Genomic DNA, 26,218 nt, shown 5'->3' with positions numbered 1-26,218 from the left:
GCGCCCCCGCGCGGGGCCGGGGCGGCGCTCAGGCGTCGAGGGCCGCGAGGCCCTCGCGCCAGCGGGTGCGCCGCTCGGCCGTGCTCTGCTCCCACCAGGGGACGCCGCGCTCCCCGAGCGCCACCTTGGCCGTCTGCACCCGGTCCCGGGCGGCGCGCTCGGCCCGCGGGTCGTCGGCCCGGCGGGCGGCGGCGACCGCCCTGCGGGCCGCCATCAGGTGGACGCGCAGCCGGGCCCCGGCATCGGCCGGGAGGGCGGGGTCGGTGGCCCGCCAGCGGCGGCCGCCGATGACGACGTGGTGCCCGTCGGGGGTGAGCGGCGGCCCGGATTTCGTGCTCACCGCCTGCGGCTGCCCGCGCCGGGCCCGTTCAACCCCCGCACCGCGCGCCGGAGGCCTCAGCCGGCCGTCACGGCGCCGGTGATCAGGTCGAGCAGGGCGGGCAGGCCGCCGTCCGCCATGGCGCGGCGCTGCCGCCCGGCGGGGGTTCCCTCCCGCCGCAGCCGGTGCGTCAGTGCGCCCACCTCGCGGAGGTCGCCGGCCTCTTCCAGGGCCGGCGTGAGGTGGCGCAGCAACGAGCTCAGGACGTCGTGGCCGCCGCGGGCCCGCCCCCGCGGATCGAGCAGGGCGCTGTCGAGCCCGTACCGGGCCGCGTGCCAGTTCCGGGCCGCCGCCGCCTCGGGCGGGGCCGGCGGGACCGGGGGCAGGCCCGCCTTCTCCTCGGCGATCGCCGTGGCGACCAGCGCGCGGACGACGCCGGCGAACATCACGGCGTCCTCGGCCCGCAGTTGTACGTCCAGGCAGCGCAGCTCGACGGTCGGGTAGCGGTCGGACAGTCTGGCCTGCCAGTAGACCTGGGCCCGGTCCGCGATCACTCCGGAGTCCACCAGGGCCGTCAGCCTGCGTTCGTAGTCGCCGGGGCCGTCGAAGTGGGGCGGCGGACCGCTGACGGGCCACCGCCCGAAGACGATGGTGCGCCAGCTCTCGAACCCGGTGTCCCGGCCGTCCCACAGCGGCGAGTTGCCCGACATGGCCAGCAGGGCCGGCAGCCAGGGGCGCATCCGGTTCAGCACCGCGACGCCCGTCTCCGCGTCGGGGACCCCCACGTGTACGTGCATCCCGCAGATCAGCTGCTCGTCGACCAGTTGCCGGGCCGCCCCCGCCATCCGCAGGTACCGGGGCGTACGGGTCACCGGGACGGACAGGGGGACGCGCAGGGGCGCGGCGCCGGTCGCCGCGAGGCGGCAGCCGTTGGCCTCGGCCGCCGAGGCCAGGGCGTGACGCAGCCGGAGCAGGTGGCCGCCGACCTCGTCGAGCGTCCAGCACACCGGGGTGGCCACCTCGATCTGCGCCTGGAGCAGCTCGTCCTGCACCTCGTCCTGCCCGGCCACGGACCCGAGGCCGGCCGTGCGCCGCACGTCCTCCACGAGCGGTCGCGGCAGGCCGGAGACCGGGTCGACCAGCAGATATTCCTCTTCCACTCCCAGGGTGATCACTGATGGCGACTACCCGGCCGCACCATGATCACCCCTGCGGCCGGGCGGCCGGGCTCCCGTCAGCCGGGGGCGAGGACGGAATCGTCCAGGGTGCCCGCCCCCGGCAGCTGGTGCCGGGCGGCGATCAGGGCGGCGTGCACGTCCGTCGTTCCGGTGGCCACGCACAGGGCCCGTTCCACGTCCTCGATCTCCTTGCGCACGGGCGAGCCCTCGCCCGTGGCATCGAGTACGGACAGCGCCCAGTAGCGGTCGACGAGACCGGGGAGCACGGCCGGGTGCGCCATCAGCATGGGTGGGTGCCTTTCTCCAGCGGAACGATCAGCCCGTCGGGTACCCCGCCGATCACCGTTGAATCCCGTCGGAAGTCGCGGGGCGGTCCGCTGGATGCGCGTACGAGGGCGGCCCCCGGAAAGCGGTCCGCCTTCGTGGAATCGACCGACGAACGCTTGACCGGCGAACCCGCGGCACGTAGTTTCGACCGGACCGGCTCGGGAGCAACTGGAAGGGGGCGAAGTCGGATGTCGACCATCTCCGGAATACTTCGCCTCGCGCACCAGATCGCCTGGACTCCCGGTCGTGTCGCACACGGCTGCTGAGCAGCCCTCTTCTCACCGGCGTGCCCGATCGCGGCCCCGGTACCTTCCCCCCTTTTTTCATCACTCTTTTCGTCACCGTTCACGGCACGTCTGCCTGTGCCGATGTGTCGCGCCGCGGGTCATCGCGCCGCGCCACTGCAAGAGAAAGACCTGAAATGGCGACTACGACTGTCAGCTCGACCACGCGCCGGAACGAGGGCCTGCCATGGTAGCGGCGCGCATCACGGTCAACGGGAAAGAGACCCCGATCGCACCGGCCCCCGCCCACACCACCGTGCTGGACTTCCTGCGCGAGCGCGGCCTCACGGGCACCAAGGAGGGCTGCGCCGAGGGTGAGTGCGGAGCCTGCTCCGTCCTGGTGGCCCGGCCCGGGGTGCACAAGCCCACCGACTGGGTGGCCGTCAACGCCTGTCTGGTGCCCGTCGCGGCGCTCGACGGCCAGGAGGTCATCACCTCCGAGGGCCTCGCCACCGTCGGGGAACCCGGCACCCCGGCCGCCCTGCACCCGGTGCAGGAGGAGATGGCCGTACGCGGCGGCTCCCAATGCGGCTACTGCACACCGGGGTTCATCTGCAGCATGGCCTCCGAGTACTACCGGCCCGGCCGCTGCGCCCACCCCGGACCGGACGCCGCCGCACCGGACGCCGGGTCCGCAGCGGACGCCGACGGGGAGCACGGTCCCAACGGGTTCGACCTGCACGCGCTGAGCGGGAACCTGTGCCGCTGCACCGGCTACCGCCCGATCCGGGACGCCGCGTTCGCCGTCGGCAGTCCCGCCGAGGGCGACCCCCTGGCACGGCGCCGCGAGCAGTCCCCGCCCGAACCGGCCGCCACCGCCTACGCCGTGGACGACAGCACCTTCCTGCGGCCGGGCAGCCTGTCCGAGGCCCTGCGGCTGTTGCGCGACCGGCCCGACGCAGTGGTGGTCGCGGGCAGCACCGACTGGGGCGTGGAGGTCAACATCCGCTCCCGCCGCGCCGGTTGCGTGGTCGCCGTCGACCGTCTTCCCGAACTGCGGGAGCTGCGCGAGACGTCCGGCCACATCGAGATCGGGGCGGCACAGACGCTCACGGAGATCGAACGCCGGCTCGACGGCCGCGTCCCGCTGCTGGCCGAGCTGTTCCCGCAGTTCGCGTCCCGGCTCATCCGCAACAGCGCGACCCTCGGCGGGAACCTGGGCACCGGCTCCCCCATCGGCGACAGCCCGCCGGTGCTGCTCGCACTGGAGGCGTCCCTCGTCCTCGCGGGCGCCGACGGTGAGCGCGAGGTCCCCCTGTCCGACTACTTCACCGGCTACCGGCAGAGCGTGCGCCGCCCCGGCGAGCTGATCCGGGCCGTGCGCGTCCCGCTGCCGCTCTCCCCCGTCACGGCCTTCCACAAGATCGCCAAACGGCGCTTCGACGACATCTCCAGCGTCGCGGTCGCCTTCGCGCTCGACATCGAGGACGGGATCGTGCGCAAGGCCCGCATCGGTCTGGGCGGCGTTGCCGCCACCCCGATCCGGGCGCTCGCCACCGAGGCGGCCCTGGAGGGCGCGCCGTGGACGGCGGGGACCGTGGAAGCCGCGGCCCGGGTGCTGTGCGCCCAGGGCACCCCGATGGACGACCACCGCGCCAGCGCCGGCTACCGCTCCGCGATGCTCGGCCAGAGCCTGCTCAAGCTGTACGCGCGAACCACCGAGGCGGTGTCGTCATGAGTCATCTGTCCCAGCGTCCCGAGAACCCCGTCGTCGGCCGGTCGATGCCGCACGAGAGCGCCGGACTGCACGTCACCGGCGCCGCGCTCTACACCGACGACCTGATCCACCGCACCAGGGACGTCCTGCACGCCTACCCGGTGCAGGTCATGAAGGCCCACGGCACGATCACCGCGCTGCGCACCGCACCCGCGCTCGCGGTGCCCGGTGTGGTCCGCGTCCTGACCGGCGCCGACGTGCCCGGCGTCAACGACGCGGGGATGAAGCACGACGAACCCCTGTTCCCCGACGCGGTCATGTTCCACGGCCACGCGGTCGCCTGGGTGCTCGGCGAGACCCTGGAGGCGGCCAGGCTCGGCGCCGCGGCCGTCGAGGTGGAACTCGACGAACTCCCCTCGGTGATCACGCTGCGGGAGGCGATGGCGGCCGGGAGCTTCCACGGCGCCCGCCCCCTGATGCTGACCGGTGACGTCGACGCCGGGTTCGAGGACTCCGCCCACGTGTTCAGCGGGGAGTTCCAGTTCTCCGACCAGGAACACTTCTACCTGGAGACGCACGCGGCGCTGGCCCACGTCGACGAGAACGGGCAGATGTTCGTCCAGAGCAGCACCCAGCACCCCTCGGAGACCCAGGAGATCGTCGCGCACGTCCTCGGCCTGCACAGCCACGAGGTGACCGTGCAGTGCCTGCGGATGGGCGGCGGCTTCGGCGGCAAGGAGATGCAGCCGCACGGCTTCGCGGCCATCGCCGCGCTCGGCGCCCTGCTGACCGGCCGTCCGGTGCGGGTGCGGCTCAACCGGACCCAGGACCTGACCATGTCCGGCAAGCGCCACGGCTTCCACGCCGGCTGGAAGATCGGCTTCGACGCCGAGGGCCGCATCCAGGCCCTGGACGCCACCTTGACCGCGGACGGCGGCTGGAGCCTGGACCTGTCCGAGCCCGTGGTGGCCCGCGCCCTGTGCCACATCGACAACACGTACTGGATTCCCCACGCCCGCATCGCCGGCCGCATCGCCAAGACCAACAAGGTCTCCAACACCGCCTTCCGCGGCTTCGGCGGACCGCAGGGCATGCTGGTGATCGAGGACATCATGGGGCGGTGCGCGCCGCTGCTGGGCCTGGATCCGATGGAACTGCGCGAGCGCAACTTCTACCGGCAGGGCCAGTCGACGCCCTACGGGCAGCCGGTCCCGCACCCCGAGCGCATCTCGGTCGTCTGGCGGCAGGTCAAGGAGGACGCCGCCGTCGCCGAGCGCCTGCGCGGCATCGAGGCCTTCAACGCCGCACACCCGCACACCAAGCGCGGACTCGCCCTCACCGGGATCAAGTTCGGGATCTCCTTCAACCTCACCGCCTTCAACCAGGCGGGCGCGCTGGTGCTCGTCTACAAGGACGGCTCGGTCCTGATCAACCACGGCGGCACCGAGATGGGTCAGGGTCTCCACACGAAGATGCTCCAGGTGGCCGCGACCACCCTGGGCATCCCGCTGCACAAGGTGCGGCTGGCCCCGACGCGCACGGACAAGGTGCCCAACACCTCCGCCACCGCCGCCAGCGCAGGGGCGGACCTCAACGGCGCGGCGGTCAAGAACGCCTGCGAGCAGATCCGCGAGCGGCTGCTGACGGTGGCCGGCTCCCAGCTCGGCGCGAACGCCTCGGACGTGCGGATCGTCGACGGCGTGGCGCGGGTGCTCGGCAGCGACCGGGAACTGCCCTGGGACGACCTGGTGCGCACCGCGTACTTCCAGCGGGTGCAGCTGTCGGCGGCGGGTTTCTACCGGACCGAAGGACTGCACTGGGACGCGAAGGCCTTCCAGGGCTCCCCGTTCAAGTACTTCTCCTACGGCGCGGCCGCGGCCGAGGTGGAGGTGGACGGGTTCACCGGCGCGTACCGGATCCGGCGGGTGGACATCGTGCACGACGTCGGCGACAGCCTCTCCCCGATGATCGACATCGGTCAGGTCGAGGGCGGTTTCGTCCAGGGCGCGGGCTGGCTGACGCTGGAGGACCTGCGGTGGGACGCGGGTGACGGACCCGGCCGCGGCAGACTGCTGACGCAGGCGGCGAGCACGTACAAGCTGCCGAGCTTCTCGGAGATGCCCGAGGAGTTCAACGTCAGGCTGCTGGAGAACGCCACCGAGGAGGGGGCGGTCTACGGGTCCAAGGCGGTCGGCGAGCCGCCGCTGATGCTGGCCTTCTCGGTGCGGGAGGCGCTGCGGCAGGCGGCCGCCGCGTTCGGGCCCGCCGGGGCCTGCGTCGAACTCGCCTCGCCCGCGACGCCCGAGGCGGTGTACTGGGCGGTCGAGTCGGCCCGCGCCGGCGGTGCGCGGGAGGGCGCTCACCCGTCCGGAGGCAGTGATGTCCCGGCCGACGCAAGCGCTTTGAGTCATGCCTGACATGAGCTGGGTGGCCGCGGTCGCGCGGTTGCGGGCGCGCCGGGAGCCCGGCGTGCTCGTGACCGTCGCGACCGTGCGCGGCCACGCGCCCCGGCGGGCCGGCGCCAAGCTCGTCGTGGGCCGGAGCGACACCTGGGGGTCCATCGGCGGCGGCAACATCGAGGCCGTCGCCATCGACCGGGCGCGCGAGCTGAACGCCACGGCCGATCCCGAGCCGGAGATGATGGAGTTCGCCCTCAACGACAAGGTCAACGGCCCGCACGGCGTGCAGTGCTGCGGCGGGGCGGTCACCGTACTGCTCGAACCGCTGCCGGTGGTCGAGGCGGTGGCGGTCTTCGGCGTCGGGCACGTCGGGCTGGAACTGGCGCGCATCCTGGCCCGCCACAACCTCGACCTGCACCTGATCGACACGCGCCCCGACATGCTCACCGCCGAACGGCTCGGCGTGCTGGCGGACCCGGTGGCGCAGGTCCACACCCACCACACTCCGCTGCTCCCCGAGGAGGTGCTCGCGGAACTGCCGCCCGGCACCCACGTCCTGATCATGACCCATGACCACGCCGAGGACGCCGCGCTGTGCGACGCCGCCCTGCGCACGGCCGGTCTCGGCTCGATCGGGCTGATCGGCTCGTCCGCGAAGTGGTCGCGGTTCCGGAGCCGCCTGGCGCTCGAGGGCGGGCACGACGCCGCCGCCATCGACCGGATCAAGACCCCGATCGGCATGACGGGGATCACCGGCAAGGAGCCCGCCACGATCGCGGTGAGCGTCGCGGCGGACCTGCTCCGGACCTTCGAGCGGGACCGCCTGTGGGGCGCGGCGCCGGACGCGGTCGCGGTCGCCGCCGTGCCGGACGCGGACGCGGTCGCCCCCGTGCCGCTGGCGTCAGCGTTCGCCGCCCGGTCCGCCGTCGGCGCGGGTACGGGGACCGGTACGGGTACGGGTACGGGCGTCGAGGACCCCGGCGGTGAACTCCGCCAGCTGCTCGCGTAGTTCCTCGCGGGATACGGCCTCGTCGCCCGCCAGGTGGGCGACGAGGTCGGCCCGGGTGGCGGCGAGCAGGGCGTGGGCGGTGAAGCCGGCGTCCGCCGTGCCGGGCACCTCGGCCAGCAGGTCCCGGAGCAGGGTGTGCCACCGCTCGTAGTGCGCCGCCCGGTAGGGGCTGTCCGCACCGGTCCCCTCCAGCGCGAGGGCGAGGTGGCGGTTGTCCAGCTTGAAGCACAGGAGGGCGTCCAGCAGGGCGGGCACGCGCCGGAGCGGCGGGGTGCCGGGCCCCAGCGGCGGCGGGCCGGCCAGGGCGGCGTTCGCCAGCGGTTCGAGGCGTGCCGCGTACAGGGCGCCGATCAGCCCGGTGCGGTCCCCGAACGCCCGGAAGAGCGTCCCCTTGCCCACGCCCGCCGCGGCCGCGATGTCGGCCATCGTCACGTCCTCGGGACTGCGGCAGTGGGCGAAGAGGTCGTCGGCGGCGGCGAACACGGCGGCCCGGTTGCGGGTCGCGTCCTTGCGCGGGCTGCGTTCGGTCATCGGGGAACCTCCGGTTGCGATGCGGACCGGCGGTCCGTATCGTTCACACGGAAGAAGCGGACCGCTGGTCCGCATCCTACGGGACGGAGTTCCTCATGCCCTCGATCCCCCCTGTCCCCGCACCCGCGCCGCCCGAGAGCCCGGCCGCGGGTCCGGCCGCACAGGTGTTCCGCCACGGGCTGCGCCTGCTCCTGGCCAAGGACGTTCCCGGCTGGGTCGGCCTGTGGGCCGACGACGGCGTCATGGAGTTCCCCTTCGCTCCCCCGGGGTGGCCCGGACGCCTGGACGGCCGGGCGGCCGTCGCCGCCTACATGCGGAACTACCCGGACCACATCGACCTGCACGACTTCCCCGAGGTACGGATCCACGAGAGCACCGACCCCGGGACCATCGTGGTCGAGATGCGCGGCGTGGGCCGGCTCGTCGCCACCGGCGGCCCGTTCGACATGACCTACATCGCCGTGGTGACCGTCCGGGACGGGCGCTTCACCTCCTACCGCGACTACTGGAACCCCCTCGCCGCCACGGCCGCCGGGGCGGACTTCGCGGGGAGCTCCGCCCGATGAACCCCACCGCCACCACCCTGGTCATCGGGGCCACCGGCACCACCGGCAGCCGCACGTCCGCGCAGCTCGTCGCCGCGGGCCACCGCGTCAGGGCCGCGAGCCGCCGGGCCACCCCGCTCGCGGGCGCGGAGCCGGTCCGCTTCGACTGGTACGACCCCGCCACCTTCGGCGGCGCGCTCGACGGAGCCGACCGCGTCTACCTCGTCCCGCCGGTCGGCGACCCGGACCCGGCCGCCGTCATGCTGCCCTTCCTCCGGCAGGCCCGGACCGGCGGAGTCCGCCGCGCCGTCCTGCTCGGTTCCTCGGCCATCCCCGAGGGCGGCCCGGCGGTCGGGGCGGTGCACCGGGAGCTGCCCGGCCTGTTCGACGAGTGGGCGGTGCTGCGGCCCTCCTGGTTCATGCAGAACTTCACCGGTGCGCACGCCCACGCCGACAGCATCCGCACGGAAGGGGTCATCCGGACGGCGGCCGGCTCCGGCCGGGTGGGGTTCGTCGACGCCGACGACATCGCGGCCGTCGCCGTACGCGCCCTGACGGACGACCGGGCGCCCGACGGCGACCTGGTCCTGACCGGGCCGGAGGCACTCGGCCACGACGAGGTCGCGGCCGTCCTCGCCCGCGTCACCGGCCGCCCCGTGGTCCACCAGCGGCTCACCTACGAGGAGCTCCGCGACCGGCTGGCCGTGCTGATCCCGGCAGAGTTCGCCGCCCTGCTGGCCGGCATGGACCGCGCCATCGCCGAGGGGGCCGAGGACCGCACCACCGACACCGTCGAGCGCCTCACCGGCCGCCCGCCGGCCCCGTTCCGGGTGGTCGCGGAACGCGAACTGCGGTCGTCGCCGGACGCGTGACCGCGCCCGGCTCCGCCCGGCGCCGAGCCGGACCGGACGGACCGGAACGCCGCCGGGGCGGGGTCACTGCGCACTCGCGGCGGGCCGGACCACGATCTCGTTGACGTCGACCCCGGCCGGCTGGGCGACGGCGTACGCGATGGCCCCGGCGACGGCGGACGCCGGCAGTGCCACCGCGCGATAGGCCTTCATGGCCTCCCGCGCGGCGGGATCGGAGATCCCGTCGGCGAGTTCGGACTCGGTCACGCCGGGAGAGACCAGGGTGACCCGGACGGAGCCGTCCGACTCCTGGCGCAGCCCCTCGGACAGGGCGCGGACGGCGAACTTGGTGGCGCAGTAGACGGCCGCGGTGGGCGACACCTCGTACGCGCCGACGGAGGCGACGTTCACGAAGTGCCCGCCGCCCTGCGCGCGCATCACGGGCAGCGCGGCGGCGATCCCGTGCAACACGCCCCGCACGTTCACGTCGATCATCCGGTCCCACTCGTCGACCTTCAGGGCGTCCAGCGGCGACAGTGGCATCACCCCGGCGTTGTTGACCAGTACGTCCAGCCGGCCGTACCGTTCCCGCGCGGCGGCCACGAAGTCCCGTACCCCGGCGGCGTCGGTGACGTCCACGTGCCGGAAGGCGGCCGTGCCGCCCGCCGCTCCGATCTCCCGGGCGAGCGCTTCGAGCCGCTCGGTGCGCCGTGCGCCCAGGAACAGCCGGTGGCCGTCGGCGGCGAGCCGCCGGGCCGTCGCCTCCCCGATCCCGCTGCTGGCTCCGGTGACGGCCACGACCTTGGCTTCGTTCCTCATACCTGTCCCGCTCCTCGTTCGATGCGGACGACTCCGCCCGGCCGAGTCTGCGCGCGCCGCACCGCGCCGGCCAGGACGTGTCACACCCTGGCAACGCACCGCCCCGCCCGCTCCCCCCGCCCCGCTCCCCCGGCGCCCGGCGCCCATCCGGACCTCGACCTGGTCCGAAGAGCGGGTGAGGGGACGCGCCCGGCGTTCCACCGGCAGAGGCGGTCGCGATGCTCACCCTGGTTCTGATCGGATTGCTCGGGGGGCTGATCACAGCGGTCTCGCCCTGCATCCTGCCCGTCCTGCCGGTGGTCTTCCTGGCGGGAGGCCCGGGCAACGGGCCCGCCGGGCCCCCCGGCCCACCCCCCGCGGGCGGCACGCGTACGGCCGCCGGACCGGCAGCGGGCGGCGGGGTGCTCCTCGAAGCCCCGCCCCGGACAGCGCGCGAGCGGCCGCGCAACGGCCGCCCGTACGCCGTGGTCGCCGGGCTGGTCCTCAGCTTCAGCTTCTTCACGCTGCTCGGGGTCACGATCATCTCGGCGCTCGGGCTGCCGCAGGACGTCCTGCGCTACATCGGCCTCGCGCTCCTCGTCCTCATCGGCCTCGGCCTGATCTTCCCGGCCGTCGAGCGGCTGCTGGAGAAGCCCTTCGCCCGCATCCCGCAGCGCCAGGTCAACAAGGAGGGCAGCGCCTTCGTGCTCGGCCTCGGGCTGGGTCTGCTCTACGTCCCCTGCGCCGGACCGGTACTCGCCGCCATCACCGTCGCGGGCGCCCGGGGCGAGATCAACGCCGACATCGTGGCCCTCACGCTGTCCTTCGCCGTCGGCACCGCGATCCCCCTGCTGGTCTTCGCCCTCGCCGGCCGCCGCGTCGCCGAGCGCGTCGCCGCCTTCCGCACCCGCGCCCGTACCCTGCGCGTCATGGCGGGCCTCCTGATGATCGTGCTGGCCTTCGCCCTCGCCTTCGACGTCACCACCGCCCTGCAGCGGGCCCTGCCCGACTACACGGCGGCCGCCCAGAAGCGGGTCGAGGACAACGACACGGCCCGGCAGAAGCTCTCCGGCCTCTACGACGACTCGAACAAGGACCTCGCCCGCTGCGAGGACGGCGTGGACGAGCTCCGGTCCTGCGGCCCCGCGCCGCAGCTCGCCGGCATCGCCAAGTGGCTGAACACCCCCGGCGGCGCCCCGGTCGACCTCGCCTCGCTGCGCGGGCGGGTGGTCCTGATCGACTTCTGGACCTACTCCTGCATCAACTGCCAGCGCAGCCTCCCGCACGTCCAGGCCTGGGACCGCGCCTACCGCGACAAGGGCCTGACCGTCATCGGCGTCCACTCCCCCGAGTTCGCCTTCGAGAAGGACGCCGGGAACGTCGCCGACCAGGCCCGCAAGCTCGGCGTCCGCTACCCCGTCGCCCTCGACAACGACCTCGACACCTGGAACAACTACCGCAACCGCTTCTGGCCCGCCAAGTACCTCATCGACGCCCAGGGCACCGTCCGCTACTTCACCTTCGGCGAGGGCCGCTACGCCCAGACCGAGGACCTCATCCGCGACCTCCTGCGCCAGGCCGACCCCGGCGTCCGGCTCCCGCCCGTCACCGGCCAGGCCAACGACGACCTCACCGCCGACCGCACCCCCGAGACGTATCTGAGCACCTCCCGCCTGCGCGGCTACACCGGCACCCCGGCACTCGCCAAGGACAAGGCCACCGCTTACGCCTTCCCGCCCGCGGGCGTCCCGCTCGGCGGGCTCGCCCTGGCCGGCACCTGGACCGCCGGCTACGAACAGTTCACCGCCGGCCAGGGCGCCCGCCTCGCCCTCACCTACCGCGCCAAGAACGCCAACCTGGTCCTGGCGGGCGAGGGCACCGTCACCGTCCTGATCGACGGCAAGGAGACCAAGACCGTCCCGGTCCACGGCGCCCCGACCCTCTACCGCCTGGCTGACGAGAAGACCGCCCGCGAGGCACACCTCGAACTGCGCCTCACCCCCGGCCTCCAGGCCTTCGCGTTCACCTTCGGCTGACGGACACGACGGACCGCGCGGGTCCGCAGGGGCCTGCGCGGGTCCGCAATCCGCCGAACCGGCTGGATATGGACGGTCCTTGACAGAATCATGAAACCGTGAGGAACTGACTCGGCTCGGTGATCCCGGGTGCCGACTTCCGTGACGTGGACACCACGGCAGGACGGCATCCCGGGCGATCGGCGTTACCACCCCGGGACACCATCCCCGCCCCGGACGCCGACCCGCATCACCGCCGCTCGCGTCGGACTCCCCGCTGCACCAGGCCCCGCCGGGGCCTCCGGCCAGGGAGACCTGCCGGCACCCCCCGCGCGTCGCGCGGCCACCGGCCCGACCCGCCCCACCCGGACCATCCCACCGGCACGCCCGGCCGCCCCGACGCGCCCTCGTCCGTGCCCCGCCATCCGACCGCGCACCGCGCGGCCGGCTCCTCGCGCACGCCCCGGCCGCGTGCGGGGCGCCGGCCGTGCCGTCAGCCCTGCCCAGAACAGTCCAGGAGTGACCCCACCATGAGCGAAACCGCCGAGACCGCCGAGACCGCCGTACACGCCGAGAGCGCCGTACACCCCGTCGACCGGACCCTGCCGCCGGTCAAGCTGTTCGGAGCCGGGCTGCAACACGTGGCCGCGATGTACGCGGGCGTCGTCGCCCCGCCCCTCGTCGTCGGGATAGGCGTCGGCCTGTCCACCGCCGACATCGCCTTCCTGATGAGCGCGAGCCTGTTCGCCTCCGGAATCGCGACGCTGCTGCAGACCCTCGGCTTCTGGAAGGTCGGCTCCCGGCTGCCGTTCGTCAACGGGGTCTCCTTCGCGGGCGTCGCACCGATGCTGGCCATCGCCAAGGCGCAGAGCCCCGAGGACGCCCTTCCCGTCATCTACGGCGCCGTCCTCGTCGCCGGGGTCTTCGGCTTCCTCCTGGCACCCTGGTTCTGCAAGCTGGTCCGCTTCTTCCCGCCGATCGTCACCGGGACGGTCATCACCCTCATCGGGGTCTCCCTCCTGCCCGTCGCCTTCAACTGGGCCCAGGGCGGCAACCGCAAGGCCGCCGACTACGGCAGCCTCACCCACATCGGCCTGGCCGTCGCGAGCCTGCTGATCACCGTCGTGCTCCGCCGCGTCCTGCGCGGCTTCCTCAAGCAGCTCTCGATCCTGTTCGGGCTGATCGCCGGGACCCTGATCTCCCTGCCGCTCGGCGTCGCCGACTTCAGCGGCGTCACCGACGCCGACGTCATCGGCTTCCCCACCCCCTTCCACTTCGGGGCCCCGCAGTTCGCGGCCGCCTCGATCATCTCCATGTGCATCGTGATGCTCGTGATCATGACCGAGACCACGGCGGACGTCCTCGCGCTCGGCGAGATCGTCGACCGGCCGGCCGACGAGAAGACGCTGGCCGCCGCCCTGCGCGCGGACGGCCTCGGCACCGCCCTCAGCCCCGTCTTCAACGGGTTCGCCGCCAGCGCCTTCGCCCAGAACGTCGGCCTCGTCGCCATCACCAGGATCCGCAGCCGCTTCGTCGTCGCCGCGGCGGGCGGCATACTCATCCTGCTCGGGCTCTGCCCCATGCTGGCGTCGTTCGTCGCCCTCATCCCCCAGCCCGTCCTGGGCGGCGTCGGCATCACCCTGTTCGGCACCATCGCGGCCAGCGGCGTCCAGACCCTCACCAAGGCCTCACTGGAACACGGCGACAATCTCCTCATCGTCGCCATCTCCCTGGGCGCGGGCATCATCCCCATGGCCGCCCCGGACTTCTACCACGCGTTCCCCGAGAGCCTGCGCATCATCCTCGACTCCGGGATCAGCACGGGCTGCGTGACCGCCGTCCTCCTCAACCTCGCCTTCAACCACCTGGGCCGCACCCCGGCCCCCGCCCCGGCCGACCCCGCCCCCCAGCCCGCCCACTGACCCGCCCGGGTCCCCGCCGCGCCGCGCCGTGCCCGCGGCGGGCACCTATGCGGGCCGGGCCGGGAACACCACCACCGAGCCGTCCTCGGCGCGGGCGATCTCGATGGCCACGTCCGTCGTGCGGCTGTTGACCGTGACACCGTCGCCCAACCTGTGGATGCGGTGGGCCGCGCTCATGAGGCGGTCGACCTCACCGGTCGTGAAGACGCGCAGCAGACCGCTGGGGCGCACCAGTTCCAGTGCCGACAGGCGTACGAGGACACCGGCGATGCCCGACTCCAGATCGTCGAGGCGCTGCTGATCTCGCTTGAGCGCGCGCGTGAAGGTGCCGAACGGATTGCCAAAGTCGCCCTGGGCGTGCTCAACGGCCTGGAGCACCACCACGCGCCGCTTCAGCGCGACGGCCAGTGAGGCGAGTGCGAGGTGGGCGCGGAACGTGCCGCCGCTGTCGCCGATGCCGGGGAACGCCTTGGTCAGCGTGCCGAGTTCGACGGCTTCGCCCTCGGGCAGTCCATCGAGCGCGCTCTGCCATCGGGCGAGACGGCGGTCGGCCCTGCCCAGGGCCGTGTTGACGGCGTGGACCGCCGAGTCGAGGCCCAGCGACAGGCCGGGCGTGCCCTGGTCGAGCAGGACGGCGGTGGCTTTGTCGATGGCGTCCCGGCAGCCGTCGAGTTCGCTGTGCTCGTCCTCCAGCTTCTCCTCCCGGAGTTCCTCCAGCACTGTGGTGATGTGCTCGATGGCCTGCCGGCGCCTCTGGTCGGCATGCGCGCTCACCCCCACCGCCACGGCCATGAGCACGAGCGGAGCGGCAACGGTGAGCGCCGTGCCGCCGGCGGCCGCGACACCGGCGGTCGCCCCGGCCCCGCCGGCCGTCCCCGCCGCTGCCGCTCCTCCGACCGGCACGAACCTCGCCTTGGCGGCGATCCTGCCCGTCGAGTTCACGAGGTCGCCGTAGACGCCGGCCCCCGCCCCCTTGGCCGCCATCGGGCGCACGATGCCCCGGCCGAGCTGGTCGGCGACCTTGGCCGGGACCACCATGCGGTACAGCCCCTCGCCGGAGGCGGTCGCCCTGGCCACGGTGAGGGAACTCCGCGACGACTGCGTGATGAACCGCGACAGGTGCTGCGCCAGGGGGCTCACGGCGTCGAGCGGGAGGCCACGGGACCGGTCGATCCCGGCGGGGAGCGGATGTGCCTCGAGCGTGACGACCGGCTCGTCGGCCAGCACGGCCAGCACGCCGCGCAGTTCGGCCAGACGCTCGGCCGTCATCGACTCGCCCGCGGTCAATCCCGGCACTCGGACATCGGCGGTCGCCAGCGTCCACACGGGCACGGTCGTCTTGCGGTCGTCGGTCATCGTCTCCCCCTCGTTCTCCGGCAGCAGCCTACGTCCGGCACCACACCCGGGACGGCGTGGGGCGGTCCGGCAGCGGGGACGGTGCGGGAGACCGGGCCGGGGCGTTCCGCGTCGGGCGCCGTGGAAGGGGCAGGGCGTGACGAGTGGTGTCGTCGCGCCCCGCCCCGCGCTGCGGCGTCTCCCCTACCGGGGGCGGCTGTTCGTCACCGGGCCGGCAGCTGCGGCGTGCGCGGCGGGAGCGTGCGGCGGTTGCCGGTCTTCTCGAAGGCCGCGGCGAGGACCAGCAGGGCGTTGTCGTCGTAGGCGCGGCCCGCGAAGGTCAGCCCGACCGGCATGCCGGTGTCCGCCATCGTGCCCATCGGGACGGTCACCGTCGGGATGCCGAGGTGGCGGGGAACCAGGTTGCCGTTCGCGACCCAGACGCCGTTGCGCCAGCCGAGGTCGGCGGACGCCTCACGGACGTCCATGTCCGCGGGACCCACGTCCGCGACCGCGGGGAAGACCACCGCGTCCAGCCCCAGCCCGTCCATCCACTGCTCCAGGTCGACGCGGCGCGTCTCCTCCAGGCCCCGCAGCCCCTCCTCGACGTACGGCATGTCGGTGAGGGCCGCGTACGGGCGCTCGCGCACGAGGCGCGGGTAGTCGCCGATCGTGTCGTCGAAGCCGTCGTAGCGGTCGGGCAGTTCGCCTTCCCGCTTGGGCCAGATGCGGGTGCCGTCGACCTCGGCCAGGGTGGGGAGCGCCGGGTCGCCGTTGGCGCGCAGGAAGTCGTCCCAGGCCCAGGCGGACAGGTCTTCGATCTCGAAGGTGAGGTAGGCGCGGCTGACGAGTCCGCGGGTGAACAGCGAGGGCGTACCGGGGCGGTCGGACTCGTAGTTCGACACGACGGGGAAGTCGACCTCGACGACTTCGGCGCCCGCGGCCTCCAGGTCGCGGCGGGCGGCTTCCCACAGGGCGATGACCGAGGGGCGCGTGTCGACGCGCTGACCGGTCTGGCCGCCGATGCCTCCGTCGGGGTTCGTTCCGGCGTCGGGGTCGGCGTTGATGTACATCCGGGGTACCCCGACGCGCTTGCCCGCGAGGGCGTCGCGCGCGGCCGGGACGTCGGCGGGTGCCAGGGCCGGGTACGAGGCGGGGCGCACCTGCGACGCCGACGGCAGTTCCAGCCACGGCTGTGCGCGCCAGAGGTCACCGCGCGTGTGCTGGTCGTCCGCCACGACGACGTCGAGCAGTTCGAGCAGGTCCGCCATGGAGCGGGTGTGCGGGACCACGACGTCCATGGTCGGTACGAGCGGCCAGTTGCCGCGGACCGAGATCACGCCGCGGCTGGGCGTGTAGGCGCACAGCGCGTTGTTCGACGCGGGTGCCCGGCCCGAGGACCAGGTCTCCTCGCCGAGGCCGAACGCGCCGAACGACGCCGCCGTCGCCGTGCCGGAGCCGTTGGAGGAGCCGGAGCCGTAGGCGCTGGTGAGCCAGTCGGCGCTGTACGGGCTCTCCGCACGGCCGTACACGCCGCGCTGCATGCCGCCGTTCGCCATGGGCGGCATGTTGGTCAGCCCGATGAGGACGGCGCCACCCGCGCGGAGCCGCTCGATGGCGAAGGCATCGCGCTGGGCGACGAGGTGCTCGAACGCCGGGGAGCCGGAAGCGGCCGTCAGCCCCTTCGCGAGGTAGCTGTCCTTCGCGGTGTACGGGATGCCGTCCAGCGGACCGAGGGTCTCGCCGCGCGCGCGGCGCGCGTCGGAGGCCTCCGCGTCCGCGCGCGCGTCCGGGTTCATCACGACCATCGCGTTGAGCGCGGTGGGGGTACCGGGCCGGTCGTACGCGTCGATCCGCGCGAGGTAGGCGTCGAGCAGCCCCACCGCCGTGACCTCACCCTTCTCCAGCGCGGCCCGCAGGTCGGCGATACAGGTCTCCACAACATCGAATCCGCGCGTCATGCGGGTGTCTCCTGGTGGTCGGGGCGGTACGGGCGACCGCTGGACGCCGGGGCGGGGCACGGGTGCCTCACCCTTCGCGATACTGACTTGATTTTCAGTCTAGACTAGCGTTCTAACCGAGCGAACCAAGGGTGATCCATGACACGGGAGACCGGGCCCGACGGGCCGACGAGCGCGGAGCCGGGCGCCTCGGCGCATCCTGCGGTCCGGTCGTCGGGCACCCGCAGGCGCCAGCCCAGCGGGGACGGGGCGCGGGGGCGGGCGATGCGGGCCGCCATCAGCGTCATCGCCGAGAAGGGGACCGCAGCCGTCCGGATGTCGGACATCGCCGCGCGGGCCGGCATGAGCACCGGGCACATCCTGTACCACTTCGGCAAGAAGGACCGGCTCCTGCTCGAGGTCCTCGCCTGGAGCGAAGCGGACCTCGGCACCCGGTTCCAGCAGGCCGCGCGGGAGGCCGCCTCGCCCGCCGAGAAGCTCGCGCTGTACGTCCGCTTCTACCTGCCCGGCCACCCCGGCGACGAACGCTACGCGCTGTGGACGCAGGTACTGGCGCAGCGCCACGACGCCGAAGGCCGGCGCGTCCTCACGGCCCTGCTGGACGCCTGGGAGGAGCGGCTGGAGGCCATCCTCCGGGAGGGCGCGGCCCTGGAGCAGTTCGCCGAGGTGGACCTTCCCGACTTCGTCATCCGGTCGGTGGCCATGCTGAGCGGCATCTCCGAGGAGGTGATGTTCGGACGGTCGCGCTGGGAGCGCACCTCCGCACACGCCTTCGCCCTGTCCGCCCTCACCCGCGAACTGCGCCCGCCCGGTCAGCCGTGACGGCGCGGGCGGCGGGGCGGGCGACGGGGTGCAGGGCCGCGCGTTCCAGCGGCGCCGACGGGTCGATCGACACGTCCAGCCGGGCCGGCGGCGAACCCGCCCGCACCAGGAGGTCGCCGACGGCCGCGATCATCGCCCCGTTGTCGGTGCACAGGGTCATGGCCGGCACCCGCAGCTCGACCCCGGCGGCGGCGCAGCGTTCCTCGGCCAGGGCACGCACCCGCGAGTTCGCGGCCACGCCCCCGACCACGACGAGGGTCCGCACCCCGTACTCCTCGCAGGCGGCGAGCGCCTTGCGCGTGAGCACGTCGGCGACGGCCTCCTGGAGGGAGGCGGCGCCGTCGGCGAGGGGGATCTCCTCGCCGCGGATGCGGTGCTGTTCGGCCCAGCGGGCGGCGGCGGTCTTCAGCCCGGAGAAGGAGAAGGCGTACGGGGCGTCACCCGGGCGGGTGAGGGGGCGCGGGAACGCCACCGCGCGGCCGTCGCCGCCGCGGGCCGCCCGGTCGATGGCGGGTCCGCCCGGGTAGGGCAGTCCGAAGACCCGGGCCACCTTGTCGAAGCACTCCCCGGCGGCGTCGTCGACGGTGTCCCCGAGGTGCAGGATCGGATCGCGCACGAGGTCCCGCACGAACAGCAGCGAGGTGTGCCCGCCCGACACGATCAGCACCATGCACGGGTTGGGGAGCGGCCCGTGCTCCAGGGTGTCGGCGGCGACGTGCCCGGCCAGGTGGTGCACCCCGTACAGCGGCACGCCGGCCGCGTAGGCCAGGGTCTTCGCGCCGGCCAGCCCGACCTGCAGCGCGCCCGACAGCCCGGGCCCGGTGGTCACGGCGACCGCGTCGATGTCCTTGACCCGCAGTCCGGCCTGGTCCAGGGCCTCGCGGACGACCGGGTTGAAGGACTGGAGGTGGGCGCGGGCGGCGATCTCCGGCACCACCCCGCCGAACCGTGCGTGCTCGTCCATGCTCGATGCCACCACGTGTGCCAGCAGCCGGCCGCCGGACACGATGCCGGCCCCGGTCTCATCGCACGACGATTCGATGCCGAGCACCACGGGAGAGCCCACGACGGCCCCTTTCGCACTGGTCCAGTAGTTGCAAACTCTTCGCAATAAGGTACGCCGTCCGGAGGCGGGCCCGCGCCGCCGCGGGACAGGGCAGCCCCTCGACGCTGTCCGCCCAGCAGGCCCTGGCCGGCCCCCTGCCCGGGCGTCTCATTCCACCGTCCGCATACTGGACTCCAGTCGTCGCTGCGCGATCCGGGCCCCTAGGGTGGCCGGTGCAGCTGGTTCGCCCCGTCCGCCAGGCGGGATGCGTCGCAAGAGGGAACCCGGTGGAAATCCGGGACTGCCCCGCAGCGGTGAGCGGGAACGACCGCCGTCATACGCACTGGGACCGGACAACGGTCCTGGGAAGCGACGGCCAGTAGGAGCCCGCCGGGAGCGATGCCCGGCAGGCGTGCCCGCGAGTCCGAAGACCTGCCCGTTGCCCGCACGCGGACGTATTCCGCATGCGGACAATCCCGGTGACCTCGTGGGCGGGTCGGCGTACACAGCGAGCGGCCGGTGCGGTGTTCCCTCCCGCGGCGTGAACCGCACGTTCTGTCGTCCCTTCGCGTCCGCGTCCCGTCGTCCGGGATGTTCTGGACACATCTCGCGAAGGAGAGTTCCGTGACAGCGAAGCCCGCAGCCGCGGCAGTACGAGCCACCGTGTACGGCTACCCCCGCCAGGGTCAGAACCGCGAACTGAAGAAGGCGATCGAGGGCTACTGGAAGGGCCGCGTCACCGCCGACGCCCTCCGCCGGACCGCCGCCGACCTGCGCCGTTCGAACTGGCAGCAGCTGGCCGACGCCGGCATCCACGAGGTGCCGACCGGCGACTTCTCGTACTACGACCACGTCCTGGACACCAGTGTGATGGTCGGCGCCGTGCCCGAGCGGCACCGGGAGGCCATCGCCGCGGATGCCCTCGACGGCTACTTCGCGATGGCGCGGGGCACGCAGGACGTGGCTCCCCTGGAGATGACCAAGTGGTTCGACACCAACTACCACTACCTGGTCCCCGAGCTCGGCCCCGACACCGTCTTCACCGCCGATTCCACGAAGCAGGTCGCCGAGCTGACGGAGGCCCTCGCGCTCGGGCACCCGGCCCGGCCCGTCCTCGTCGGCCCCGTCACCTACCTGCTCCTGGCCAAGCCCGCCCCCGGCGTCGCCGCCGACTTCCAGCCGATCACCCTGCTCGACCGGCTGCTGCCCGTCTACGCCCAGGTCCTGGCCGACCTGCGCGCCGCCGGCGCCGAGTGGGTACAGCTGGACGAGCCCGCCCTGGTCCAGGACCGCACCCCGGCCGACCTGAACGCCGCCGCCCGCGCCTACCGCGAGCTGGGCGGTGCCACCGACCGGCCCAAGCTGCTCGTGGCCTCCTACTTCGGCCGGCTCGGCGACGCCCTCCAGGTCCTCGCCGCCGCCCCCGTCGAGGGTCTTGCCCTCGATTTCACCGACTCCGCCGCCCCGAACCTCGACGCCCTCGCCGCGGTCGGCGGGCTGCCGGGCAAGCGCCTGGTCGCGGGCGTCGTCAACGGTCGCAACATCTGGATCAACGACTACCAGAAGTCCCTGGCCACCCTCGGTACGCTCCTGGGCCTCGCCGAACGGGTCGATGTCGCCGCGTCCTGCTCCCTGCTGCACGTCCCGCTCGACGCCAACGCCGAACGGGACATCGACCCGCAGGTCCGGCGCTGGCTCGCCTTCGCCCGGCAGAAGACCACCGAGATCAGCACCCTCGCCCGCGGCCTCGCCCAGGGCACCGACGTGATCGCCGCGGAGCTGGCCGCCAACCGGGCCGACCTGGCCTCGCGCGCCCGTTCCGCCCTCACCCACGACCCTGCCGTGCGCTCCCGCACCGCCGCCGTCACCGACGAGGACGGCTGCCGCTCCCAGCCCTACGCGCGGCGCACGGCCGCGCAGCGCGCCCACCTGGGGCTGCCCGTACTGCCCACCACCACCATCGGCTCGTTCCCGCAGACCGACGAACTGCGCGTGGCCCGCGCCGACCTGCGCGCCGGCCGCATCGACGCGGCCGGGTACGAGGAGCGGATCGGGAACGAGATCCGCGAGGTGATCTCGTTCCAGGAGAAGACCGGCGTCGACGTGCTGGTGCACGGCGAGCCCGAACGCAACGACATGGTGCAGTACTTCGCGGAGCAGCTGACCGGCTACGTCGCCACCCGGCACGGCTGGGTGCAGTCCTACGGCACCCGCTACGTCCGGCCGCCCGTACTGGCCGGTGACATCTCCCGGCCGGAGCCGATGACCGTCCGCTGGACCACCTTCGCGCAGGCGCAGACGCCGAAGCCGGTCAAGGGCATGCTCACCGGTCCCGTCACCATGCTCGCCTGGTCCTTCGTACGCGACGACCAGCCGCTCGGGGACACCGCCCGCCAGGTGGCGCTCGCCCTGCGCGACGAGGTGAACGACCTGGAGGCGGCGGGTACTTCGGTCATCCAGGTCGACGAGCCGGCGCTGCGCGAGACCCTGCCCCTGCGGGCCGCGGATCATGCCGAGTACCTGGCCTGGGCGACCGAGTCGTTCCGGCTCAGCACCAGCGGTGTGCGGCCGGACACCCAGATCCACACGCACATGTGCTACGCCGAGTTCGGCGACATCGTCCGGGCCATCGACGAACTCGACGCCGACGTCATCAGCCTGGAGGCCGCCCGCTCCCACATGCAGGTCGCGGACGAGCTCGCCGAGCACGGATACCCCCGTGAGGCCGGCCCGGGCGTCTGGGACATCCACTCCCCGCGCATCCCGAGCACCGACGAGGCCGCGGGACTCCTGCGCAAGGGGCTGGCCGCCATCCCCGCCGAGCGACTGTGGGTGAATCCCGACTGCGGTCTGAAGACGCGTGGCTGGCCCGAGACCCGTGCCTCACTGGAGAACCTCGTCGCCGCCGCCCACGAGGTCAGGGCGGAGCTGGCGGCCGGCGACGCCTGACGCCGCACGGTCCGGGCATGAGGAACGGTGGGGGTGGGGCGACACCACTCGCCACACCCCCACCGTTCCCGCGTACCTCCGGTGCACCCTCAGCTCCGGAGTCGTGCCGGGACCTCAGTCCCGGCCGTACGTGTGGAACCCGCAGCCGCTCTTGCGGCCGAGCAGCCCCGCCTGCACCATCCGCCGGAGCAGCGGGGGCGGGGCGTAGAGCGGTTCCTTGAACTCCTCGTACAGCGACTCCGCGATGGCCGCGACGGTGTCCAGGCCGATCAGGTCGGCGAGTCTGAGCGGGCCCATCGGAGTGGCACAGCCCAGCTCCATGCCGGCGTCCACGTCGGCGGCGCTCGCGAACCCTGATTCGGCCATGCGGACGGCGGCGAGCAGGTACGGGATCAGCAGCGCGTTGACCACGAAACCTGCCCGGTCCCGGGAGCGCACCGTGGTCTTCCCGAGAGCCTCGCGGGCGAACGTCTCGACCGTGACGAGGGTGTCCGCCGAGGTGTGGAGGGAGGAGACCACCTCGACCAGGGGGAGGACGGGTGCGGGGTTGAAGAAGTGGAGTCCCACGACCCGGTCGGCGCGGCCGGTGGCCATGCCCAGCCGCATGATCGGGATGGCCGAGGTGTTCGTGGCGAGGATCGCCGCCGGATCCGCGACGATCTTGTCGAGGGCCGTGAAGATCTCCGTCTTGGCTCCGGGGTTCTCGGTCACGGCCTCGATGACGAGCTGCCGGTCGCCGAGGTCTTCCAGGTCCCCGGTGAAAACGAGCCGGGCCAGGGCGTCCTCGGCGGAGAGGCGGTCGAGCTTGCCGCGCTGCACCGCTCGCTCCAGGGAGACGGCCACGCGCTGCCCGGCCGCTCGGGCGGCGGCGGCGTCCGCTTCGGCGACGACGGTGTCGAGTCCGGCGCGGGCGCACACCTCGGCGATGCCCGAGCCCATCTGGCCGCCGCCGACGACACCGACTCGCCGGATGCCGGCGGGCTGCGGGCGGGCGTTCACGCGTTCACCTGCGCGGGGGCGCGGCGGACCAGGTGACGGGTGTAAGCGTCGGGCGTGAAGAACGGCGGGAGCCGCACCGGGAGTGCGCAGTCCACGAAGATCTCCCGGGCTTCGAGGGCGAGCGCCTGCGGGTCCTCGGCCTCCAGTACCGCGCGTTCGGCGTCGAGGAGGTCGATGACCGTACTCCGGTCCACCTTGTCGTGGCGCAGCCACTGCCAGATCTGGACGCGGGCGATCTCGGCGGTGGCGGCGTCCTCCATCAGGCCGTTCAGCGCGACGGCGCCGCTGCCGCGCAGCCAGGCGTCGAAGTAGCGCAGGGCCACGGCCACATTGGAGCGGATGCCCTCGGAAGTCGGCGGGGCGGCGATCCTGCGGACGGACAGCAGGTCGGCGGGCGTGACCTCGACGTCCTCGCGCGTGCGCTCCAGCTGGTTCGGGCGGTCCCCGAGGACGCCGTCGAAGACCTCGTGGCAGAGGGGGACGAGGCCGGGGTGGGCGACCCAGGATCCGTCGAATCCGTCCTCGGCCTCGCGTTCCTTGTCGAGCCGGACCTTCGCGAACGCGGCGGCGTTCACGTCCGGATCCTTGCCGGGGACGTGGGCGGCCATGCCGCCGATGGCGTGGGCGCCGCGCTTGTGGCAGGTGCGGACGAGGAGTTCGGTGTACGCGCGCATGAACGGGGCGGTCATGGTGACCGAGGCCCGGTCGGGCAGTTGGAAGTCGGTGCGGTGGCCGAAGGTCTTGATGAGGCTGAAGAGGTAGTCCCAGCGGCCGGCGTTGAGGCCGGCGCTGTGCTCGCGCAGTTCGTAGAGGATCTCCTCCATCTCGAACGCGGCGGTGATCGTCTCGATCAGGACCGTGGCGCGGACCGTGCCGCGGGGGATGCCGAGGAGGTCCTGGGCGAAGACGAAGACGTCGTTCCACAGGCGGGCCTCGGTACGGTTCTCCAGCTTCGGGAGGTAGAAGTACGGGCCGTACCCGGCGTCGATCTGCCGCTGCGCGCAGTGGAAGAAGTACAGGCCGAAGTCCACGAGCGAGGCGGACACGGGGCGGCCGTCGATCTCCAGGTGCTCCTCGGTGAGGTGCCAGCCGCGCGGGCGGACCATGATGGTCGCGAGGTCCGCGCCGAGGCGGTACGCCTTGCCCCCGGTGGTGGTGAAGTCGATGCGTCGCTCTATGGCGTCGAGCAGGTTGAGCTGACCGCCGATGACGTTGTTCCAGGTGGGTGCGGTGGCGTCCTCGAAGTCGGCCATCCAGACCTTCGCGCCGGAGTTCAGTGCGTTGATGGTCATACGGCGCTCCGGCGGGCCGGTGATCTCCACTCGGCGGTCGGTCAGCCCGGGGGCGGGCGGGGCCGCGCGCCAGTCGGGGCGGGCGCGGACGGCGGAGGTGGCGCGGGAGAAGTCCAGCGGCGTTCCGGACGCCAAGTGGGCGGAGCGGCGGCGGCGTTCCTTGAGGATTTCCAGACGGCGGTCGGCGAAGGCTGCGTCGAGCCGGCCGATGAACTCCAGAGCCTCGGGAGTCAGTATCTCCTCGTGGCGCTCAGCCGGCGCGCCGAGCACCCGGACGCTGCTGATCAGGGGCATGGGTGACATGAGGTTCTTCTCCTCAGCGTGGGGCGGCGGGCGCCCGAGGGGCGAAACCCTCGGGCGCCGTCGGACGACGAGCGGTGGAGCGCCGGGCCGGACCCGAACGGCCCCGGAGCCGAGACTCCTAGTGGAACTGCTCTTCCTCGGTGGAGCCGGAGAGGGCGGTGGTGGAGGAGGCCGGGTTGACGGCGGTGGAGACCAGGTCGAAGTAGCCGGTGCCGACCTCGCGCTGGTGCTTGACGGCGGTGAAGCCCTGCGCCTGGGCTGCGAATTCGCGCTCCTGGAGGTCGACGTACGCCGTCATGCCGTGCTCGGCGTAGCCGCGGGCCAGGTCGAACATCCCGTGGTTGAGGGAGTGGAAACCGGCGAGGGTGATGAACTGGAAGCGGTAGCCCATGGCGCCCAGCTCCCGCTGGAACTTGGCGATCTGGTCGTCGTCCAGCGCGGCCTTCCAGTTGAAGGACGGCGAGCAGTTGTAGGCCAGCATCTGGTCGGGGTACTGCGCGTGGATCGCCTCGGCGAACTCGCGGGCCTGCTCCAGGTCCGGGGTGCCCGTCTCGACCCAGATGAGGTCGGCGTACGGGGCGTACGCCAGGCCGCGGGCGATGACCGGGGCCATGCCGTTCCGTACGTGGTAGAAGCCTTCGGCGGTGCGCTCGCCCGTGCAGAACTCCGCGTCGCGCTCGTCGACGTCGCTGGTCAGCAGCGTGGCGGCGAGGGCGTCGGTGCGGGCGATGATCAGGGTCGGGGTGTCCGCGATGTCGGCGGCCAGGCGGGCCGCGTTCAGGGTGCGGATGTGCTGGGAGGTGGGGACGAGGACCTTGCCGCCGAGGTGGCCGCACTTCTTCTCGGAGGCCAGCTGGTCCTCGTAGTGGATGCCGGCCGCGCCCGCCGCGATCATCGCCTTGGTCAGCTCGAAGGCGTTGAGGGGGCCGCCGAAGCCGGCCTCGGCGTCGGCGACGATCGGTGCGAGCCAGTCGGTCGTGTCGGTGCCGCCCTCGGCGGTGGCGATCTGGTCGGCGCGCAGCAGCGCGTTGTTGATCCGACGGACCACCTGGGGAACGGAGTTGACCGGGTAGAGGCTCTGGTCGGGGTAGGTGTGGCCGGCCTGGTTGGCGTCGGCGGCGACCTGCCAGCCGGAGAGATAGATGGCCTGGAGGCCGGCCCGGACCTGCTGGACGGCCTGGCCGCCGGTGAGGGCGCCGAGGGCGTGGATGTAGTCCTGCTCGTGGAGCTGTCGCCACAGGCGTTCGGCGCCGCGCCGGGCCAGGGTGTGCTCCTCGCGGACGCTGCCCGACAGGCGGACCACGTCCTCGGCGGAGTACGTCCGCTCGATCCCCGCCCAGCGCGGGTCCTTGGCCCAGCGCTGCCCCAGCTGTTCGGCCGCCGCCGTCGTGTTCGCCTCTGCCATGACCGTCACCGTTTCCGTCGTCGCTTGTCTTGCCAATGCCCCAGACAGGGAGCCGTGCATTGGCACTCTGTGCCCAATGAAGAAGGTGCGGCCACCGAACCCGCCCGCGGGCCGGAGCTGAGCAATGCTGCCGATCTGCCAGGAGCGGACGGCCAGACCACCGAGATCAGGGCATGAATCGACGTTCTGGGGTCCTTCCCGGCCACCGGTTCCGGCTGGCCGCAGGACTGACTCTGGCACTGGCACTGGGTGCCATCAAGGAGGTACGTCTG

The 26,218-nt window shown here is 73.2% G+C and carries 19 protein-coding genes, 1 pseudogene and 1 riboswitch; of the genes and pseudogenes, 9 read left to right on the top strand and 11 right to left on the bottom strand.

The genetic code is table 11. The annotated features are described in order from the left end of the window. Window positions 1–28: 28 nt before the first annotated feature. From ACGFXC_RS02645 to ACGFXC_RS02635, 3 genes are read right to left on the bottom strand one after another with little or no spacing between them, the layout of a single operon-like run. On the bottom strand, window positions 29–340 hold the full coding sequence (locus tag ACGFXC_RS02645; RefSeq protein ID WP_393708729.1) for a hypothetical protein: 312 nt from the start codon (window positions 338–340) through the stop codon (window positions 29–31). A 56-nt stretch (window positions 341–396) separates the two neighbouring features. After that, window positions 397–1,494 carry a glutamate--cysteine ligase gene (locus ACGFXC_RS02640; RefSeq protein ID WP_393708727.1) on the bottom strand — a complete coding sequence of 366 codons (1,098 nt, stop codon included), beginning with the start codon at window positions 1,492–1,494 and terminating at the stop codon, window positions 397–399. Window positions 1,495–1,553: 59 nt separating this feature from the next. Next, window positions 1,554–1,784: a DUF5133 domain-containing protein gene (locus ACGFXC_RS02635; protein WP_393708725.1), complete on the bottom strand. Its 231-nt coding sequence runs from the start codon at window positions 1,782–1,784 to the stop codon at window positions 1,554–1,556. A gap of 511 nt (window positions 1,785–2,295) precedes the next feature. On the opposite strand from ACGFXC_RS02635, the gene ACGFXC_RS02630 reads away from it, so the two are divergent. The 3 genes and pseudogenes from ACGFXC_RS02630 to xdhC all read left to right on the top strand — a co-directional run. Further along, window positions 2,296–3,786, top strand: coding sequence for a xanthine dehydrogenase small subunit (locus ACGFXC_RS02630; protein WP_393708723.1), 1,491 nt, complete (start codon window positions 2,296–2,298; stop codon window positions 3,784–3,786). Continuing rightward, window positions 3,783–6,182: a xanthine dehydrogenase molybdopterin binding subunit gene (gene xdhB, locus ACGFXC_RS02625; protein WP_393708721.1), complete on the top strand. Its 2,400-nt coding sequence runs from the start codon at window positions 3,783–3,785 to the stop codon at window positions 6,180–6,182. Before ACGFXC_RS02630 ends, xdhB begins: the two co-directional genes overlap by 4 nt. A gap of 1 nt (window position 6,183) precedes the next feature. Then, window positions 6,184–6,984: pseudogene (gene xdhC, locus ACGFXC_RS02620) on the top strand (xanthine dehydrogenase accessory protein XdhC); the annotation flags it as partial. An 81-nt stretch (window positions 6,985–7,065) separates the two neighbouring features. Here xdhC and ACGFXC_RS02615 read toward each other — a convergent pair. Then, the gene (locus ACGFXC_RS02615) at window positions 7,066–7,704 is read right to left on the bottom strand and encodes a TetR/AcrR family transcriptional regulator (protein ID WP_393708720.1); all 639 of its coding nucleotides are present in this window, start codon (window positions 7,702–7,704) and stop codon (window positions 7,066–7,068) included. A 95-nt stretch (window positions 7,705–7,799) separates the two neighbouring features. Between ACGFXC_RS02615 and ACGFXC_RS02610 the strand changes: the two genes are divergently transcribed. Then, complete coding sequence (locus tag ACGFXC_RS02610) at window positions 7,800–8,270, top strand: nuclear transport factor 2 family protein (RefSeq protein ID WP_393708719.1); 471 nt, start codon at window positions 7,800–7,802, stop codon at window positions 8,268–8,270. Continuing rightward, on the top strand, window positions 8,267–9,121 hold the full coding sequence (locus ACGFXC_RS02605) for an NAD(P)H-binding protein (protein WP_393708717.1): 855 nt from the start codon (window positions 8,267–8,269) through the stop codon (window positions 9,119–9,121). The genes ACGFXC_RS02610 and ACGFXC_RS02605 overlap by 4 nt, the downstream gene beginning before the upstream one ends. Before the next feature lie 63 nt (window positions 9,122–9,184). On the opposite strand, the gene ACGFXC_RS02600 is transcribed toward ACGFXC_RS02605, so the two are convergent. Continuing rightward, entirely contained in the window at window positions 9,185–9,919 is a 735-nt protein-coding gene (locus ACGFXC_RS02600) for an SDR family oxidoreductase (protein WP_393708715.1), read from the bottom strand. 218 nt (window positions 9,920–10,137) lie between these two features. Between ACGFXC_RS02600 and ACGFXC_RS02595 the strand changes: the two genes are divergently transcribed. Both ACGFXC_RS02595 and ACGFXC_RS02590 read left to right on the top strand, forming a co-directional pair. Continuing rightward, window positions 10,138–11,934 (top strand): cytochrome c biogenesis protein DipZ, encoded by a 1,797-nt coding sequence (locus ACGFXC_RS02595; protein WP_393708713.1) that lies wholly within the window; start codon window positions 10,138–10,140, stop codon window positions 11,932–11,934. Between the two features lie 509 nt (window positions 11,935–12,443). Continuing rightward, on the top strand, window positions 12,444–13,835 hold the full coding sequence (locus tag ACGFXC_RS02590; RefSeq protein WP_393708711.1) for a nucleobase:cation symporter-2 family protein: 1,392 nt from the start codon (window positions 12,444–12,446) through the stop codon (window positions 13,833–13,835). Between the two features lie 45 nt (window positions 13,836–13,880). Here ACGFXC_RS02590 and ACGFXC_RS02585 read toward each other — a convergent pair whose 3' ends face one another. Together ACGFXC_RS02585 and ACGFXC_RS02580 are read right to left on the bottom strand one after the other, a co-directional pair. Then, window positions 13,881–15,191, bottom strand: coding sequence for a hypothetical protein (locus ACGFXC_RS02585; protein ID WP_393708709.1), 1,311 nt, complete (start codon window positions 15,189–15,191; stop codon window positions 13,881–13,883). Between the two features lie 203 nt (window positions 15,192–15,394). Beyond that, a complete protein-coding gene (locus ACGFXC_RS02580; RefSeq protein WP_393708707.1) occupies window positions 15,395–17,131 on the bottom strand; it encodes an amidase in 1,737 nt (578 codons plus the stop codon). Between the two features lie 138 nt (window positions 17,132–17,269). Between ACGFXC_RS02580 and ACGFXC_RS02575 the strand changes: the two genes are divergently transcribed. Beyond that, window positions 17,270–17,953 (top strand): TetR/AcrR family transcriptional regulator, encoded by a 684-nt coding sequence (locus tag ACGFXC_RS02575; protein ID WP_393708705.1) that lies wholly within the window; start codon window positions 17,270–17,272, stop codon window positions 17,951–17,953. On the opposite strand, the gene tsaD is transcribed toward ACGFXC_RS02575, so the two are convergent. Further along, complete coding sequence (tsaD, locus tag ACGFXC_RS02570) at window positions 17,919–19,007, bottom strand: tRNA (adenosine(37)-N6)-threonylcarbamoyltransferase complex transferase subunit TsaD (RefSeq protein WP_393709595.1); 1,089 nt, start codon at window positions 19,005–19,007, stop codon at window positions 17,919–17,921. The two genes, ACGFXC_RS02575 and tsaD, sit on opposite strands and share 35 nt — an antisense overlap. A gap of 265 nt (window positions 19,008–19,272) precedes the next feature. Then, window positions 19,273–19,432, top strand: a riboswitch (cobalamin riboswitch). 190 nt (window positions 19,433–19,622) lie between these two features. Between tsaD and metE the strand changes: the two genes are divergently transcribed. Continuing rightward, entirely contained in the window at window positions 19,623–21,947 is a 2,325-nt protein-coding gene (gene metE, locus ACGFXC_RS02565) for a 5-methyltetrahydropteroyltriglutamate--homocysteine S-methyltransferase (protein ID WP_393708703.1), read from the top strand. A gap of 114 nt (window positions 21,948–22,061) precedes the next feature. Here metE and ACGFXC_RS02560 read toward each other — a convergent pair whose 3' ends face one another. From ACGFXC_RS02560 to aceA, 3 genes are all read right to left on the bottom strand, one after another. After that, window positions 22,062–22,946 (bottom strand): 3-hydroxybutyryl-CoA dehydrogenase, encoded by an 885-nt coding sequence (locus ACGFXC_RS02560; protein ID WP_393708702.1) that lies wholly within the window; start codon window positions 22,944–22,946, stop codon window positions 22,062–22,064. Further along, window positions 22,943–24,541: a malate synthase A gene (gene aceB / locus ACGFXC_RS02555; protein ID WP_393708700.1), complete on the bottom strand. Its 1,599-nt coding sequence runs from the start codon at window positions 24,539–24,541 to the stop codon at window positions 22,943–22,945. Before aceB ends, ACGFXC_RS02560 begins: the two co-directional genes overlap by 4 nt. Window positions 24,542–24,659: 118 nt before the next feature. Further along, a complete protein-coding gene (aceA, locus tag ACGFXC_RS02550; RefSeq protein ID WP_393708698.1) occupies window positions 24,660–25,946 on the bottom strand; it encodes an isocitrate lyase in 1,287 nt (428 codons plus the stop codon). Window positions 25,947–26,218 lie beyond the last annotated feature (272 nt).

It is taken from the genome of Streptomyces sp. NPDC048507, assembly GCF_043199995.1.
Lineage (GTDB): Bacteria > Actinomycetota > Actinomycetes > Streptomycetales > Streptomycetaceae > Streptomyces.
Note: the sequence above shows the minus strand (reverse complement) of the source record. Positions and strands in the feature narration are given on the sequence as shown.